The sequence below is a fragment of the Brevibacillus sp. MER 51 genome (assembly GCF_023714195.1).
In the GTDB taxonomy this organism is placed as follows: Bacteria; Bacillota; Bacilli; order Brevibacillales; family Brevibacillaceae; genus Brevibacillus.
In genome coordinates this window covers 660,950-678,062 of sequence record NZ_JAMAUS010000001.1, presented here as the reverse complement: position 1 = coordinate 678,062, position 17,113 = coordinate 660,950, and the positions used below count along the sequence as shown (strand labels likewise).

Genomic DNA, 17,113 nt, shown 5'->3' with positions numbered 1-17,113 from the left:
AAATAACCCGAAGCCCTCCATGTGTGGGAGGAAATCGGGTTATTCTAGTTATTGACAGGATGAATGCAGGAGTGTTAATGTAGTTGATTATATCCCTAGTAAACATATAGGAATAATATCAATATGATTCTTCTTCATACGTCAGGAGGATACTTCATGAACAGATCAGCGAAATGGCTACAACTCTCCACTTCAGCTGCCGTACTCTCGGCGGCGCTCGTTTTTCCAACTGCAGTCGGTGCAACAACGAAAACAACGGTAGAAGCACACGTAGAGTGGAACAGCTTTTTGCAGCAGCAATACGGTGTGAAATTTGACAAGACGGTAACTCGCGAGCAATTCGAGAACGCATTGCTCAAGATCGTATCTACTACCACAAGTATATCGGAAAAAGACTTGTCAGCCAAAACTTTCTTGCCTGCATCCAAAGATGCCTCCAAGCTGGTTGTATGGGAAGCAGTCAGTGCTGCCGTAAAAGCTGCAGAGTTAAAAGAGCTCGGGTATACATATAGCGAGGAAAAAGCAGCGGCTGCCTTGAAAAAAGCAGGGATTTCGTATAAAAAAGGCAGCACGCTTACTTTGCAGACTGCACAAGAGCTGGCTGTAGCCATTGACACGGGGCTTGTGTCCGCCAATGCGTTGAAGTCAGCATCTGTAGAAGGTGCAGTATCCGCAGAACTTGCTAGTCAATTGCTAGCAAAAGTAGCAGAGTTCCATGGCTCTGCCAAAAACTATCTGGGAACAATCGCCGATGAAGAGATTTTTGGCAAGCTCGCACAGGCGTGGAATGAATCGCAAATCATTAAAGCAGGTGAATTGCAAGAGCTCGTAGACAGAGGCTTGAAGCAAAATCTGATTACTGGCTACAATTTGAAGGATGCCGCATTCGATCCTCATTTTGATCCGCAGCGCACAATTACGTATGGGCATAGTGATATCGCTCACGCCATTCAATTAATCGGCCTGTTAAAAAGTGAAGGTGTCAATGCCAAGGTTCAATTTGAACCAAAAACATCTGCCTTCATTTACTTGAAGGAATGGGGAGAGCCCGTTCAAACAGCCGATTATGAAGTGGTTCAGATTGAAAACGGCAACTACATTGCGTATGCCAAGGAGTACGATCTCAGCCTGGAATTCGACAGCGTAGAAGCGAAGAAGAAATTCCAGCCACTTGTTTTGAAATATGCCAAACGGGATCAAGAGGACATGACTGGATTGCTCAAGGCTTCTTGGTGGCAGCCGCTTTATCATTCCCGTACAGAGCTGGCAGATTATGCTGTCATTACGAACAACGTGTTAAAAGATGGTCGTTATGTCGTGCAGTCTTTCTCGCTGAATGAAGAATCTCCAAAAGTTGTGGAAGGCTTCCATAAGCTGAATGACAAGGTAAAGGTAGAGACATACAAGTTTTGGGTAGATCAACCGTTCTTCAATTATCTCAACGGTGAATCGAAGTAAATCAAGTGCATTGAAAAGCGTCCTTCCCTTCAAAAAATGGGGGAAAGGACGCTTTATTCTGTTACATTGATAATGGATAAAAAACTTTTTAGCGGATTTTGTCTATTTCTGGTATAATTTAGGGATAACCGTTGTTTTATGGCGATGGTTGTATAGTCATGCTGATAGTTTGGGAGGGAATGAAGTGGAAAAGAAAGCGATAATGCTACTGTTGTCCTGCAGTTTGTTCGCTTCGACAGCATTCGCAGCAAGCGCATCAACGACAATGCCAATCACACCGCAAAGCGGTACTGGAACATCCGTGCAGGCACCAGCAGATTTGTCAAAAGGGCTGCTCGTGAATACCTTCACTTCCCATCAGTGGAAACAAGATTCGCTTACGAAGCTACTGGGAAAATCCGTGAAAGAATTTGATGATTATGTGTATTATCCACAAGGAATCAGCATGAAGTGGGACGAAAACAAGCAAGCGTTTGCCGTTCTCGTTGAACCTTCCTATAAAGGCGAAGTTGTCAAAGGGATTACGACCTCCAAAAGAAAAGACGAGATCGTCCGAGTCTTGGGTAAACCACATTTTTCCGATGAAAAGCTTGCGTTGATTGGCTATGCAGAACAGGGCTATTACTTGTTTTTCACGTTTGCGCAGGATAAAGTAAAAGCCATTTCTATTTATCGGCGTGATCAGATCACCGATACGAAAGCACTTGCTGATATGGCAAAAAATTTACAAGACGATGGTGAGAAATTAGGGGCACCCGCCGAATATGCTGATTTTTCTATCTTTGGTGCTTGGGGTAAGCCGGATTTTACGTATCATCTCAGGGGAATCGGTACATATGCGTGGGAGTATCCATCCAGAGGCATCGCCTACGATGGTATGCCAGAGGATGCAACGCTAACCATCTACAGGAATTTTTCGAGCAAAGACACGCTCGCAGATTTGAAAAACGTAAAAAACATCGTCTTTTCCAAAGAAGATTCCCTGTTCTTGATCGAAAAACTGAGAATCGAAACGGAAAAAGAAAAAATCGAATTGGCGAAAAAAGCTGGAATCCCTTCACCAGACAAGAAAAAAATCGCAGTGATTGATTCAGACAATTTGTACAATACCGCGAATATTCGTTTCTACCAGCCGGATTACACACCGCAATCTCAACTGTTTCCAGGTTATTTTATCGATGAAGTAACATGGTTGGACAACAACTGGGTCTTGTATCAGACAATGATGGGTGTGGGAGTTTATCATGTCACTACACATGAAAAGATAGAAATTGTAGGGATGGAGAAAAAGGCAAACGAACCTTTTGATATGCTGGATGTCAATGCAGTCAAGCCTGATCTGACGAAAAAAGCAATTGTGTTTGAGGTCAGCATGAAAGAGAAGAAACAGACTTTCACGGTTCGCTATCAAATCACGGGTGACAAAATCACGTTCTCCTGGTAGAGAATAGGGATTAGCGTTCTTTTTTTGCGCTGATGGGTGAGCAGGCTGCTTCCTTTTCAGCCAAATACGAGCGCATGCCTCGAACAAACAACTCACGAAGGATTTCCTGCTGCGTTTTGCTGCTGACGAGAGAGCGAATGAGCTCCAGCTCAGCTACCAATTCTGAATCAAGGTGAAGGTTGACGGTTTTCCCTTTGGTTCGTGGGTGCAGCTCGTAGTACTCCGTTGATTTTTTTACGATTCCTTCGAAGACAACAGCTTCGTCCAACCATTCCTGGTCAGGTATAAACAAGCATGGTGCTTCTAAAATAATATGGGTCAGTTCTTCGCTAAATCGAATAGCGAGGGTCTGGCCCTTTTTTTTATGCAAGTCGCGGATTTGTCGTGATCTCTCTTGATTGGCAACTGTATTTTCCAGCGTGATTACGGCCAGTTCCATAGTGCCTCCTTACGGGATGAGCAGTTCTTCTTCCGGTACCGACAACAATACTTCTCCCGTTTTTTCCAATTGGACTTGGTAGGTGAAGTGCTGATCGCTGCGCTCGACGGAGGTGATGATTCCCCAGCAGCAAGTGCTATCTTTTGTGAGCTGGACACGATCCAAAACTTCATAGCTCGGGCGAAGATACCCTTTTTTATATAGATAATTGAGCACGGATTCACGAGGAAAAAGAAATCGTTTGTTTCCTTGTTTACTGACCAAAAGGGGGAAGGTCTCCCGTTCGTCTATACAATCCCCTAAATAGCCTTGATCTGCCCAGCGTTTGACGGTAGCCATACTGCCGATACGGCCAATCTTTGTCTCCAGGATGTCGAGTATTTCGCGTGAAGAGAGAAACGCTCTGCGCCTTTCGAGTTGCATCAGGTAGTTTTTGCGCTCGGTTTCCAAGTGGCTGAGAAGCGCTTGTGCCTCCGCGATTTTTTGTTTCACTACCTTGATCTCCAGGTCGTAATCCTTCATACGGGACGGCCCTTTCTTCCTTGTTTGTTTTTATCCTATTCGATCATGAAATCATTCATGTCAATTCCAGCAGATTGATTTCGTTTCCTCACTAGGCAAATACGAAATGTAACAATCATAAAAAAGCGATTTCGCACATTGATTAATAGCAAGCATGTTTAGATCTGGTGAGGAGGTTGTGGACCGATGAGCATATCGAATGAGCTCGTGAAAAATTTCGCGGAAGTCGTGCCTGCCCTAAAACCGATGGAAGCCATCCATGAGGCGAATCGCTGCCTGTATTGCTACGACGCACCCTGTATCAAGGCTTGTCCCACGTCGATTGACATCCCTTCCTTCATCAAAAAAATTGCGACCGGGAATTTATTCGGATCAGCCCGGACAATCATGGAATCAAATCCCGTCGGGGCGAGCTGCGCGCGCGTATGTCCAACAGAGGAGCTGTGTGAAGGTGCCTGTGTACTCAATTCGGCCTCCAAGCCTATCATGATCGGCCTTCTCCAGCGTCATGCGACAGACTGGGCAATCCAAAATCAAGCAACGCTTTTTTCAAAAGGCGAAGCAAATGGTAAACGGGTAGCCATCGTCGGAGCAGGCCCGGCGGGATTATCAGCAGCGCGTGAGCTTGCGCGTCTCGGCTACGCGGTTACGGTTTTTGAAGCAAAGGAGAAGGCGGGAGGATTGAACACGTACGGCATTGTGTCATTCCGTCTGCCACAGGAAATTTCTCTATGGGAAGTAGAGCAAGTAGAGGCATTGGGAGTAGAGATACGAACGAATACGCGAATCGGCGTGGATGTAGGGCCAGAGGAGCTATTGGACCAGTATGATTCTATTCTGTTGGCAGCCGGTATGGGCAATGTCCCTCAGCTTCATATCCCTGGAGAAGAAGTGACAGGTGTCCTCGATGCCATTGCACTCGTGGAGGAGACCAAGACTAAACCACTGTCAGACGAGATGCTCGGCAAAAAAGTCGTCATTATTGGTGCGGGCAATACGGCGATTGACGCTGCCACCTGTTCCAAACGGCTGGGTGCAGACAATGTTCAGATTTTGTACCGGCGGACCGTTCAAGAGATGTCCTGTTATCAGTTTGAATACGAATTCGCCAAGCAGGATGGCGTAGAATTCCGCTGGCTCGTTGCCCCAACCCGTGTAATCGAGGAAAACGGCCGAGTGAAGGGACTGGAACTCGTGCGAATGGAGCTAGGTGAGCCGGATGAGAAAGGTAGAAAGCGTCCAGTAGAAATTCCGGGCAGTCATTTTGTCATCGAAGTAGATTATGTCGTGAAGGCGATCGGACAAAACAGACATCTGTCATTGATTGAAGCATTCGGGCTCCAGCATCACAATGGGATTGTCGAGGTTGAGGAAGGCACCTACCGAACCTCCCATGTCAAAGTTTACGCAGCGGGCGATGTCATTTTTGGTGGAGGCAAAACAGATGCGATGGTAGTCGATGCAGCCAATCACGGGAAACGAGCGGCTTATGCCATCCACCAATCGCTCCGTGATCAAAAACAGCCAGTATAAAGGAGGAGACCTATCATGGCAGATCTCAGCATTAATCTGGCGGGAATCCAGTCCCCGAATCCATTCTGGTTGGCCTCTGCACCACCGACCAATTCAGGCTACCAAGTACAGCGTGCCTTTGAAGCGGGCTGGGGTGGCGCGGTCTGGAAGACACTCGGAGAGCCGATCATCAACGTCACTTCTCGCTTTGCCGGTCTGAACTTCGGGGGACAGCGCGTCTTTGGTTTCAACAACATTGAACTGATTACGGACAAACCGCTTGAGGTCAATTTGAAGGAAATGGATGAAACGAAGCGTCGCTTTCCGAAGCACACGTTGATTGCTTCGCTCATGGTTGAACATAAACAGGAAGCATGGCATGAGATTGTCAAAAAGGTGGAGGCAATTGGTGTAGACGGTCTGGAGCTGAATTTCGGCTGTCCGCACGGCATGGCAGAACGCGGGATGGGCTCTGCGGTCGGTCAGCATCCAGATTTGATCAGGCAGCAGGTCGAATGGGTAAAAGAAGTCGCCCAAACCCCTGTCATCGTCAAGCTCACCCCAAACATTACGGACATTCGCTTTACTGCACGGGCCGCAAGTCAGGGAGGAGCCGATGCCATTAGCATGATCAACACGATTAACAGCTTGATGGGGGTTGATCTCGACAAATGGCTGCCGATCCCACATGTGGATGGAAAAGGGGCGCACGGCGGCTATTGTGGACCAGCAGTCAAACCAATCGCTCTGAACATGGTCGCAGAATGTGCACGCGATCCCAAGGTTGGTATCCCGATCTCTGGCATTGGAGGTATCTCTGATTGGCGCGATACCGTTGAATTTTTGCTGATGGGTGCAACGGGTGTTCAAGTATGTACAGCCGCCATGCATCATGGATTCCGGATCGTGGAAGACATGATTGATGGGCTTAATAATTACCTGGATCAGCGCGGAATTGTCTCCGTGATGGACATTGTCGGAAAAGCCGTGCATACGTACTCGGATTGGGGACATCTGAATCTGAATTACAAGGTCGTGGCGCGCATTCATGAAGAGACCTGTATCAATTGCAACAAGTGTCATATCGCTTGTGAGGACACCTCGCATCAATGCATTGACATTGTTCCTGATCCATCGACTGGCAAAGAGCGCTTAGTTGTACGAGAAGAGGATTGTGTAGGCTGTAATTTGTGCTCCATTGTTTGTCCAGTGGAAGGAACGATCGAGATGGTCGAAATCCCGAGCGACAAAGCCCCTCTTAGCTGGAATCAGCGACAGGCTGTTTTGGCTGCGGGTGGCAGCTGTGAGCTGTAGTGTAGTCATGTTTTCGGCGTGGGGTGCATAGCGTGTACAAGAGAAGGCATGTCTACTCGGTGACGGGTTGAAGGGGAGATGATCATCGGATGAAAAAATGGATTCGAAATGGCACAGTCGTGACAGCGTCAGACACGTATCAGGCGGACATTTTGATCGAAGGGGAAAAAATAGTTGCAATCGGCTCCAATCTGGATGGGAAAGATGCCGAAATGGTCGATGCTACCGGATACTATGTTTTCCCAGGAGGGATTGACCCACATACCCATCTTGATATGCCTTTTGGCGGAACGGTTACTTCCGACAATTTTTATACAGGCACGAAGGCAGCGGCATTTGGAGGGACAACGAGCATCATCGATTTTTGCCTGACGAATAAAGGAGAGCCGTTGCATTCATCTATTTCGACCTGGCACGAAAAAGCAAGGGGCAAAGCGGTTATCGACTATGGCTTCCACTTGATGGTTTCAGATGCGAACGATCAAGTGCTCGAGGAATTGGGAGCAGTCGTACGAAATGAAGGGATAACTTCGCTCAAGGTATTCATGGCCTACAAAAATGTGCTGATGGCCGATGATGAGACGCTATTTAAAACGCTGGTTCGGGCTAAGGAGCTAGGCGCCCTGGTACAGGTTCATGCAGAAAATGGAGACGTTCTGGATTATTTGATCAAGCAGGCGATTGCAAAAGGGCAGACAGACCCCGTGTACCACGCCTACACTCGTCCACCTGAAGCAGAAGGAGAAGCGACAGGACGTGCGATTGCATTGACTGCACTGGCAGATGCCCAGCTGTATGTCGTGCATGTATCGTGTGCAGAAGCGGTGCGCCGGATCGCAGAGGCTCGCGAAAAGGGATGGAATGTGTACGGGGAGACATGCCCGCAATATTTGGTGCTCGATATTACGGATCTACAGAAGCCGGGCTTTGAAGGAGCGAAATACGTCTGGTCCCCTCCGCTTCGGGAAAAGTGGAATCAGGACGTCTTGTGGGGCGCGTTGAAAAACGGCATCTTGCAAACGGTTGGCTCTGACCATTGCGCCTTTAATTTCTCCGGTCAAAAAGAGCTGGGGCTAGGGGATTTCACGAAAATCCCGAACGGTGGACCAATCATTGAGGATCGGATGCGCCTCCTTTTCTCGGAAGGGGTAGCGAAGGACAAGATCAGCCTCAATCAATTCGTCGATATGACCTCTACAAAAGTAGCCAAACTGTTCGGGATGTTCCCGCAGAAAGGAACGATTGCGGTAGGCTCAGACGCGGATATCGTATTGTTTGATCCAAATTTGAAACGAACGATCTCCGTTGAAACTCACCACATGAATGTCGACTACAATCCATTTGAAGGAATGGTGGTGAACGGCGATATTATCTCGGTACTTTCGCGCGGCTCTTTTGTCATTCGCGATCAGCAATTCGTCGGGCAAGCCGGGGCCGGACGCTTTGTAAAACGATCGACCTTTGCAAGACCGTAATAAGGGAGAGCGTAAAAAGGCGAGGAGGGCGTTTATGGCAGATATCATTCGTATCGGCTTGATTCAGGCGAAAAACGATGTCGACGGAGACGAGCCGGTTCATCTGCACAAAGAAAAAGCCATTGAGAAGCATGAGAGGATGGTGCGGGAGGCTGCGGCCAAGGGGGCACAAATCATCTGTCTGCAAGAAATCTTCTACGGCCCGTATTTTTGTGCCGAACAGCAACCGAAATGGTATGAGTCAGCAGAAGAAGTCCCAAATGGGCCGACTGTGCAACATTTCTCTTCCCTAGCTCGCGAGTTAGGAACCGTACTCATTTTACCTGTGTACGAACGCGTCGGGATCGGTACGTATTACAACACCGCCGCAGTGATTGATGCGGACGGCACGTATTTGGGCAAATATCGCAAGCAGCATATTCCGCATGTCGGAGTGGGCAGCAGTGGCTGCGGATTTTGGGAGAAATATTACTTTAAGCCCGGCAATCTCGGGTATCCCGTTTTTGAAACCGCTTTTGCCAAGGTCGGGGTCTATATATGCTATGACCGCCATTTTCCAGAAGGCGCACGATTGCTTGGCTTGAACGGAGCAGAGATTGTCTTTAATCCGTCCGCGACGGTAGCGGGCTTATCCGAATACTTGTGGAAGCTCGAGCAGCCTGCTCATGCGGTAGCCAACGGTTATTATGTGGCTGCGATCAATCGGGTAGGGACTGAAGCACCGTGGAACATGGGCGAGTTTTACGGACAATCGTACTTGGTCGATCCGCGCGGACAATTTGTCGCTATGGGGAGCAGGGATCAGGATGAGGTTATTGTCGCTGAAATGGATCGCAACAAAATTCATGAGGTGCGGGATACGTGGCAATTTTACCGGGATCGCAGACCGGAGACTTACGAAGATATGGTAAAGCTATTACCTTAATAAAAGAGTGAGGGAGGTGCTGGATACGCGCCTTCCTCCTTTTCGCATCATTGGAAGGATTCCATCAGAGTCAAAAGGAGCGTTCAGGGATGAGGCAGACTGTATATCGAGGGGTCGAATATGGCGAGGGACTTCGCGTCGTGAAAGCGCAAAGGTATGAGAGGGCAGAACGGCGTCATTTTACAAACGGTGCGAGTGCAAAGGCAGTGTTTGGGGCTGGTGTTTACTTGGTGAGCAATCCGGAAATCGCCGCACAGTATGCGATTTGTCATGCAGAAACCAATGGGGAGAAGGCAGTGGTGCTGAGCCAGCGGCTTCATTTGCAGGGTCTCGTTTGTTTGGACGAGCGCTATGGGGAAAATGAACTGCGCATCGATGCATTGCGTGCTGCTTTTTCAGAAGAGGAACTCGAACAGAGACAAAACGGAATGGGCTATGAAGAGTGGCTGCAATGGACAGGGGATAAGGTGCGTGCGTATTTGATTGCATGTGGGTATCGGGGGATTCGGTACCGGATCAGCCCGGAGCTAACGTATTATATTTGCTATGAGCCTGATGTTCAAATTGAAGAGATTGCGATTCTATCTGTGCTTGATGTGTGAGAAAGAGACGGTGACTATCGACTTATGTAAGTAAGGAAAACGAAAGACTGGCAAACCCAACGAGGGCAGCCAGTCTTTTTTGGTAGCCTGCTATTAGGAAGCAATCGTTTGTTTGTTGTTTGCCGTGATCTTCTCGTAATCGTTGGCACTCAAGATCGAAGCATCATTTTTCATCATCCACGTGTAAATCACGAGTGAGATCAGTAGTCCGACAGTCCAAGCATTGTCCCAAATAATGGTTAAGCCCGGAATGTATTTACTTATAAAAGGAATCGCAATCCCGATTAGCATTGCCCAGATGGCTCTGCCATTAAAGCCTGTTTTGTAGTTGTAGATCCCGTTTGTTTTGTACAACTCTGTTAAATGAATGCGCCGCTTGCGCACGAGCCAATAGTCGGCGATGGCTATTCCATCGATCGGGCCTAACAAGGCTCCATACGTTCCGAGCCATAAAAAGATGTAGTTGCCGAAGTTCTCTAAAATGTACCAAGGCTGCATCAAGAGTGACACGACCCCGGCGATGATGGCGCCGGCTTCATACGAGAGACGGCGAGGGGCCAGATTCTCCACTGCTCGGGCGGGAGCAACGATATTGGCCGCTACGTTGGTCGTCAATGTGGCAAGAATAATTCCAATTGTTCCGAGGAAAATGGCGAAAGGCGAGAATTTGGCCAACACGGCAGCAGGGTCCCACAACGCTTCTCCGTAAATAACGACAGTAGCAGAAGCGACAGCAACTCCGATGAACGAGAAGAAACCCATCGTGGTCGGCAACGAAGAGGATTGTCCGATGACTTGGGCTTTTTGACTTTTGGCATACCGACAGAAATCCGGAATGTTGAGGGCCATTGTTGCCCAAAAAGCAATCGCTCCCGTCAATGCTGGGAAGAAAACCTTCAGAAATTCTGCAGTGGTAGTGAATTTCGAAGGGGCAGAGAGCATGGGTCCCCATCCGCCTGCTTTCGTAAGCGCCCAGACGAGGAGAGCCAAACTCATAATGATCAGGACGGGAGCAGCCCAAGCCTCCATTTTTTTGATCGCTTCGGGACCTCGATACGCGACCCATACGTTTAACAGCCAAAAGCCAAAGAAGGATATCCAGAGATGTCCGGGAACATTTGCCCAGCCTGTCATCGACATGAGGAGTGTATCGATGGCAGCACCTCCGAACCAACAGTTGATGCCAAACCAGCCAGCACCAATCAAACCGCGTGCGACAGCAGGGATGTGCGCTCCTTTGGAGCCGAACCAGAGGCGCGCAAAAACAGGATACGGAATGCCGAATTTCGTCCCGGCATGAGAATTGAGAAGAATAGGAATAAGGACAATACAGTTACCGAGAATGATCGTCAAAATGGCCTGCCACCAGTTCATACCCAAGGAAATTAACCCTGCCGCCATTGCATACGTCGGCAAACAGATCGACATACCAATCCACAAGCTGGCGAAGTTGTAAGATGTCCAGGTGTGCTCTGCTGTCCTCGTCGGCCGCAGTCCTTCATTATAAAGCGGACTGTTCTTGATTGCATCTTCGCCTTCTTTTGTCAGGGTAACGATTCCATTTGATACCGTTTGCGTCTTCACTTCTTTCCCTCCTTTGCTTTTCAAGATGTCTCGTATTCGGACAAGCGCCCTAGTTTGTCTTGAATACAAGTTGTAACATTATATTGGGGGAAAGAAGGCCTAATACCTGATTTTTTGTCGTAAAAACGCAGCCTACAACGACAAGATTCGTCATTGACAATGGGAATGATTCTACCTTTTTACCTAATGGGGATGGTAAGATGAAGCAAGGGGGGAGCAAGCTGTGACGACAAGAAAAATCCGAATGTCTTTGCAAACCAGAATGATCTTATTGATTACTATTGTCATTATTCTGATTGTTTCGTCAGTTGGGGCGGTGTTTTCTTCCATTGTTGCGTCTTCGATCGAAGAGCAAGTAGGCAAAAAAGCATTGAGTGTGGCGAAGATTGTTGCCAGCGATCCAGAGCTGCGTAATGCATTTTCGAGCGATTACCCTCCTTCACTCATTCAACCCATCGCTGAAAACGTCCGTGTGCAAACCGGAGCAGAGTTTGTGGTCGTGGGAAACCATGAGGGAATTCGGTATGCGCATCCGATTCCGGAACGGATTGGAAAGGAAATGGTGGGTGGAGATAACGAGCCGGGACTTTCGCAAGGTCAATCTTACATATCGAAGGCGGTTGGCAGTATGGGCCCTTCATTACGAGGGAAGGTGCCGATCAAAAATGATCAAGGGGAAATCATCGGGATCGTATCCGTTGGGTTTCTGCTGGAAGATATCGAGGAGGCCATTGACCTCTATCAAGACCGCATATTGATTTTGACTCTTCTCGCCTTGTTGTGCGGTGTTGCTGGTGCCATTGCACTCAGCCGCTATTTAAAGCGCTTAATTTTAGGATTGGAGCCGGAGGAGATCGCATCCTTGTACGTAGAGCGAAATGCTGTCCTGGAGTCAGTCCGCGAAGGTATCGTGGCGATTGACCGCAATAATCGCATCACGATGATGAACAAGGCTGCCATTCGTATTTTGAACTTACCGGAAGAAGAGTTTCATCGCAAAGAAATAGTGGAAGTGCTACCAGACAGTCGCATGCCAGAAGTTCTGGAATCCGGCGAGCATCAATTAGATCGCGAGTCGATTATGGGCGGAAAAGAAATCATTGTGAATCGACTTCCAATCAAGCTCGGTGGGAAGGTCGTAGGAGTAGTCAGCAGCTTTCGTCCCAAATCGGAAATTGACCAGCTAGCTTCAGAATTGTCCCAGGCGAGGCGTTATGCGGATGTACTTCGCGCCCAAACACATGAATTTCACAATTTGTTGTATACCATTTCCGGTTTGTTGCAGCTTGGCTCGATTCAGGAAGCGGTCGAGTTGATTACGAGTGAAACGTCCGCACAGCAAGAGATGATTTTGTTTTTGGCGAAGCAAATTCCCGATCCGTTAATAGGGGCTTTGCTGTTAGGCATGCACAATCGAGCCAAGGAGCTGAAAATACAATTCGTCATCCATCACGACAGTCACTTGAAGGAGCTCCCGCCGACGATTAATCGGCAGCAGATCGTGGTTTTATTGGGGACGCTGATCCAAAATGCGTTGGAAGCCGTCAATGAGCCAAGTGTCGAGCACAAACGAGTGGAGTGTTATTTGTCTGACACGGGCGATGAGATCATGTTTGAAATCGAGGACTCAGGACCGGGAGTTGGGGAAGAACTGCGAGAAAAAATATTCGAACACGGTTTCTCAACGAAAAAAGGTGAAGATCGTGGAATTGGTCTGGCCAAGGCGCATGGAATCATTAATGAATTGGACGGCTATATTCTCGTTGGCAAAAGCGAGCTAGGAGGCGCACTTTTCACAGTATCCCTACGCAAAAGAATGGAGGTGGCGTCTTGAGAAAGCTGGAGGTTCTCATCGTCGAGGACGATATGCGAATTATCGATATCAACAAGCGGTTTGTCAGCAAGATTGAAGGTTTTGAAGTCATTGCTACAGCAACGAATGGGACGGATGCCAAAGAATTGCTGTCTTGTACGCGCCCCGAGCTCGTTTTGTTGGATGTGTATCTGCCTGATATGCTGGGAACGGAGCTGGTCTGGCATATTCGGCAACATTACCGCGAAGTTGACGTGATTATGATCACTGCAGCCAAGGAAATGGAAATGGTACAGGAAGCGCTGCGCGGCGGCGTATTTGATTACATTGTCAAGCCGCTGGTTTTCGAGCGTTTTCGTGAACGGCTGGAAAGCTATCGTGAGCATGTCATTCGAACGAGAGAAGCTGTCGAGGTAGATCAGGAAGTCATTGACCAAATGCTGACCAGAAGACTTGTCACTCCGAAAAATCGAGATGTGCCCGTCCCAAAAGGAATTGACCTCCTAACGCTGGAAAAAGTAATCGAAGCGATCAGACAGACGGGAGACAAGGGGGTCTCGGCGGAGGAGATTGGTCGCGAGATTGGAACCAGTCGAACAACGGCCAGAAGGTATTTAGAATACTTGGTCCTGGAAAAAAAGGCGCGTGCTGACTTGATTTATGGCACCGTTGGCAGACCGGAAAGAAAATATCGCTATCTGCCATAATGTACCATGAACAATATGAACAAAAAGTGATTAATTTTCAAAATAGACCTTATGCACGAAAACTATTCCCCTAGCTTCCGCGGTGATACATTATGTTCAAGCGTGATAGCGCTTACAAATAAGCGGGTTAAGGGGGATATTTGCTTGATGAAAAGAAAAAAAGTGCTAATCACAGTGTCCACTTTTCTTACACTAGCACTGGCTGCTTGTGGTGGAGGTACTGGAAATACGGGAACAGCAAGTCCAGGAGCACAGCCTGCCACAGAGGCATCCAAATACCCGGAAAAGCCGATTGTATATGTAGCTCCATCCGGTGCGGGTGGGGGCTGGGATAAGACAGCTCGCTCGGTAGCAAAGGTGTTGGCGGAAAGCAAGCTGATGACAGAAACCATCACGGTTGAAAACAAGCCGGGTGGCGGAGGAACAGTGTTCTTGGCTGAGTATGTAAGCAAAGACAAAGGCAATCCTTATAAATTATTCGTGAGCTCTCCTCCTATCTTGATTAACAATAACAAAAAAGAGGGGAATAGCCCATTTGGCTACAAAGATGTCACACCCTTGGCGCAAATGACGAAAGATTTCGGCACCCTCGTTGTGAAAGCGGATTCACCTCACAAGGACATCAAGAGCGTGCTGGACGCGATCAAGGCTGATCCAGGCAAAATTACACTGGCAGGTGGCTCTGCTCCCGGATCGATGGATCATCTGATCGGGGTTTTGCCAGCAGCTAAGTATGGAATTGATCCGAAAAGCGTTAAGTACGTCTCTTATGATGGCGGCGGAGAAGCAATGGCAGCCTTGTTGGGAGGCAATGCGGATATCATTGCAACAGATGCTTCCAGCGTGGGTGAATATCTGAAAGCAGGTAAAATCCGTGTACTGGGCGTTACTTCTGATGAACGTCTCGGCGGTGATTTGAAAGAGATTCCGACGTTAAAAGAGCAAGGCATAGATGCGACGTTCACGATTTGGCGAGGTGTCTTTGGACCGGCTGATATGCCAGCAGACGCAAAAGCCTACTGGGATGCAAAGCTGAAAGAACTTTCCACGCATGAGGCATGGACAAAAGAATTGGCGGCAAACGGTTGGGAAAGCGAGTACAAGGACGCTGCTGCTTTCTCGGCATTCCTGGACGAACAAGATAAGCAGGTCAAAGAACTGTTGACATCACTGGGTATGTCGAAGTAGGGAGAGGAGGGGCATCCTCTCCTTTTTCCACACCTTAGGAGGTATACATGAACCTGATGTTTGATCGTATCGGCAGCCTGTTTTTTGCGCTAGTAGGTGCGCTCTTTATCGCTGAAAGTCAAAATATTTCGTCTAGTGCATACGGCAGTCAGGTTGGGCCGAATATGTTTCCATTTGGGCTTGGCATCATCGTGATCTTGTTGAGCTTGCGACTGTTGTGGGAGACCTATAAGAAAGGCGTGGCTGCTTCCTCATCCGAGTCACAGAGTCCACTGCGATACAAGCGGTTTTTATTGATTTTGGCAGCAACAGTCTTGTATGTATTGTTGTTGGAGAAACTCGGTTATGTCATCTCGAGCTTTGCTTTCCTTATGTTCGCCTTCACCATGATGGGAAGTAAAAGCGTTCTGAAATCGGGAATTGTTTCCTTGCTGTTTTCAGTAGCCGTTTATGTCATCTATGTGCATTTGCTAAAAGGTACGCTTCCAGGACTACCTGCCTGGCTAGGCGTCTAGGGAGGGGATAAATTAGCATGAGTGCATTGCAATTTTTGGCGGATGGTTTTCTCGTTGCCCTACAGTGGCATAATCTTGTTTTTGCCTTTATTGGCGTTCTGATCGGTACTGCGGTAGGGGTCCTTCCCGGCATCGGTCCAATGAGCGGAGTCGCGTTATTGATGCCCGTTACGGCTTCCTTGACCTCTGGCTTACCTCCTGAAAGTGCGGCGGCTAGCGCACTGATTTTGTTGGCAGGCGTTTACTATGGCGCGATGTACGGTGGTTCCACAACATCCATTTTGTTAAATACACCGGGTGAATCCTCCTCTGTCGTTACGACATTGGACGGCTATCAGATGGCCAAACAGGGACGTGCTGGTGCAGCGTTGTCGATTGCAGCGATCGGTTCTTTTGTCGCGGGGCTCGTGGCGTTGATTGCTCTTGTGTTTTTGGCTGATCCATTATCCGATCTCGCTTTGAAATTCGGCCCTGCTGAATATTTCTCCCTCATGCTTCTCGGCTTGTGTGCGGTCAGCGGACTGGGGGGGAAGTCGATGACCAAAGCCCTCATTATGACAGTCATGGGACTCTTGCTTGCGACAATTGGGATGGACACCGTTTCGGGTGTGGCGCGGTTTACATACGATATTCCCGATTTGTACCAAGGCTTGGAGTTCCTCACGATAGCAGTTGGTTTGTTTGCCCTTGGAGAAGTGTTCAAGTCGATTATCGATGACGATCAATCCTCAAAGGAAATTATTAAAGTGGGGCGGGTACTGCCCTCCAAGCAAGACCTAAAAGAAAGTGCCGGACCGATTGCACGCGGTTCGTTGCTCGGATTTTTCATTGGTGTTTTGCCTGGTGCTGGTGCTACCCTGGCATCGTTCTTCTCGTATATTTTTGAGAAAAAGCTGAGCAAAGATCCTAGCCGTTTTGGAAAAGGAGCGATTGCAGGTGTAGCAGCGCCGGAGTCTGCAAACAATGCTGCGTCTGGTGGTGCGATGATTCCACTGTTGACGTTGGGTATACCGGGGTCTGGTACGACTGCGATTTTAATGGGTGCATTGCTGATGTATAACGTACAACCGGGACCCCTCTTATTCGCTGATCATCCGCAAATTGCTTGGGGTTTAATTGCGAGTATGTTTATCGGGAATGTAATGCTGCTCGTTTTGAATATGCCCTTAGTTAAAGTATTCGCCAAAATTATTGAAACACCGTCCCATTTCCTAATTCCCCTCATTATCGCGATTTCCGTTTTCGGAGTGTACGCTGTGCAAATTAGTACGTTTGATTTGATTTTGCTTGTGATTTGTGGGGTAGCTGGCTATTACCTGACGAAAAACGACTTTCCGCTGGCACCGCTCGTCCTCGGCCTTGTGTTGGGACCGATGATTGAAAATAACATGAGAAGAGCATTGACCACCTCGAATGGTGACTTTTCCATCTTTTTGACAAAGCCGCTTTCTGCTGCTTTTCTGGTTTGTGCGCTTCTGTGGTTGCTGATCCCTATCTTCTTAAAGCGCAGAGGGAAGCAAGTCATTATCAGTGAAGAAGCGTAACCTCAAATCTTTATCTTGACAGCGTCCTCGCAAGCCCGTATCATTGGAAAAATTTCGGGGAACTGTTCTGC

At 48.2% G+C, this 17,113-nt stretch carries 15 protein-coding genes; 12 read left to right on the top strand and 3 right to left on the bottom strand.

Annotated elements, in window-relative coordinates:
* Nucleotides 1-156 precede the first annotated feature (156 nt).
* Both M3630_RS02565 and M3630_RS02560 read left to right on the top strand, forming a co-directional pair.
* A complete protein-coding gene (locus tag M3630_RS02565) occupies nt 157-1,458 on the top strand; it encodes a hypothetical protein (protein ID WP_251251116.1) in 1,302 nt (433 codons plus the stop codon).
* Nucleotides 1,459-1,642: 184 nt separating this feature from the next.
* Entirely contained in the window at nt 1,643-2,902 is a 1,260-nt protein-coding gene (locus tag M3630_RS02560) for a hypothetical protein (protein WP_251251115.1), read from the top strand.
* Nucleotides 2,903-2,912: 10 nt separating this feature from the next.
* Here the strand turns inward: M3630_RS02560 and M3630_RS02555 are convergent, their stop codons facing one another.
* Both M3630_RS02555 and M3630_RS02550 read right to left on the bottom strand, forming a co-directional pair.
* A complete protein-coding gene (locus tag M3630_RS02555; protein WP_251251114.1) occupies nt 2,913-3,341 on the bottom strand; it encodes a hypothetical protein in 429 nt (142 codons plus the stop codon).
* 9 nt (nt 3,342-3,350) lie between these two features.
* Nucleotides 3,351-3,863 carry a hypothetical protein gene (locus M3630_RS02550; protein WP_251251113.1) on the bottom strand — a complete coding sequence of 171 codons (513 nt, stop codon included), beginning with the start codon at nt 3,861-3,863 and terminating at the stop codon, nt 3,351-3,353.
* A gap of 186 nt (nt 3,864-4,049) precedes the next feature.
* Between M3630_RS02550 and M3630_RS02545 the strand changes: the two genes are divergently transcribed.
* From M3630_RS02545 to M3630_RS02525, 5 genes are all read left to right on the top strand, one after another.
* A complete protein-coding gene (locus M3630_RS02545; protein WP_251251112.1) occupies nt 4,050-5,396 on the top strand; it encodes an NAD(P)-dependent oxidoreductase in 1,347 nt (448 codons plus the stop codon).
* Between the two features lie 15 nt (nt 5,397-5,411).
* Nucleotides 5,412-6,689: an NAD-dependent dihydropyrimidine dehydrogenase subunit PreA gene (gene preA, locus M3630_RS02540; RefSeq protein ID WP_251251111.1), complete on the top strand. Its 1,278-nt coding sequence runs from the start codon at nt 5,412-5,414 to the stop codon at nt 6,687-6,689.
* An 89-nt stretch (nt 6,690-6,778) separates the two neighbouring features.
* Entirely contained in the window at nt 6,779-8,164 is a 1,386-nt protein-coding gene (gene hydA, locus M3630_RS02535) for a dihydropyrimidinase (RefSeq protein ID WP_251251110.1), read from the top strand.
* Between the two features lie 34 nt (nt 8,165-8,198).
* Nucleotides 8,199-9,089 (top strand): nitrilase-related carbon-nitrogen hydrolase, encoded by an 891-nt coding sequence (locus M3630_RS02530; RefSeq protein ID WP_173607848.1) that lies wholly within the window; start codon nt 8,199-8,201, stop codon nt 9,087-9,089.
* 89 nt (nt 9,090-9,178) lie between these two features.
* The gene (locus M3630_RS02525) at nt 9,179-9,691 is read left to right on the top strand and encodes a hypothetical protein (protein WP_251251109.1); all 513 of its coding nucleotides are present in this window, start codon (nt 9,179-9,181) and stop codon (nt 9,689-9,691) included.
* Between the two features lie 93 nt (nt 9,692-9,784).
* Here the strand turns inward: M3630_RS02525 and M3630_RS02520 are convergent, their stop codons facing one another.
* On the bottom strand, nt 9,785-11,275 hold the full coding sequence (locus M3630_RS02520) for an NCS1 family nucleobase:cation symporter-1 (protein WP_221868598.1): 1,491 nt from the start codon (nt 11,273-11,275) through the stop codon (nt 9,785-9,787).
* A 223-nt stretch (nt 11,276-11,498) separates the two neighbouring features.
* Here M3630_RS02520 and M3630_RS02515 point away from each other — a divergent pair, with 223 nt between their 5' ends.
* The 5 genes from M3630_RS02515 to M3630_RS02495 all read left to right on the top strand — a co-directional run bounded on the left by M3630_RS02515 (nt 11,499) and on the right by M3630_RS02495 (nt 17,042).
* Nucleotides 11,499-13,109 (top strand): ATP-binding protein, encoded by a 1,611-nt coding sequence (locus M3630_RS02515; protein ID WP_251251108.1) that lies wholly within the window; start codon nt 11,499-11,501, stop codon nt 13,107-13,109.
* 32 nt (nt 13,110-13,141) lie between these two features.
* Nucleotides 13,142-13,795 carry a response regulator gene (locus tag M3630_RS02510; RefSeq protein ID WP_251251324.1) on the top strand — a complete coding sequence of 218 codons (654 nt, stop codon included), beginning with the start codon at nt 13,142-13,144 and terminating at the stop codon, nt 13,793-13,795.
* Nucleotides 13,796-13,942: 147 nt separating this feature from the next.
* Nucleotides 13,943-14,983, top strand: a complete 1,041-nt coding sequence (locus M3630_RS02505) for a tripartite tricarboxylate transporter substrate binding protein (protein ID WP_251251323.1) — start codon at nt 13,943-13,945, stop codon at nt 14,981-14,983.
* A gap of 47 nt (nt 14,984-15,030) precedes the next feature.
* Entirely contained in the window at nt 15,031-15,498 is a 468-nt protein-coding gene (locus tag M3630_RS02500; RefSeq protein WP_251251107.1) for a tripartite tricarboxylate transporter TctB family protein, read from the top strand.
* Between the two features lie 17 nt (nt 15,499-15,515).
* Complete coding sequence (locus M3630_RS02495; RefSeq protein WP_251251106.1) at nt 15,516-17,042, top strand: tripartite tricarboxylate transporter permease; 1,527 nt, start codon at nt 15,516-15,518, stop codon at nt 17,040-17,042.
* The last annotated feature ends 71 nt before the right edge of the window (nt 17,043-17,113 follow it).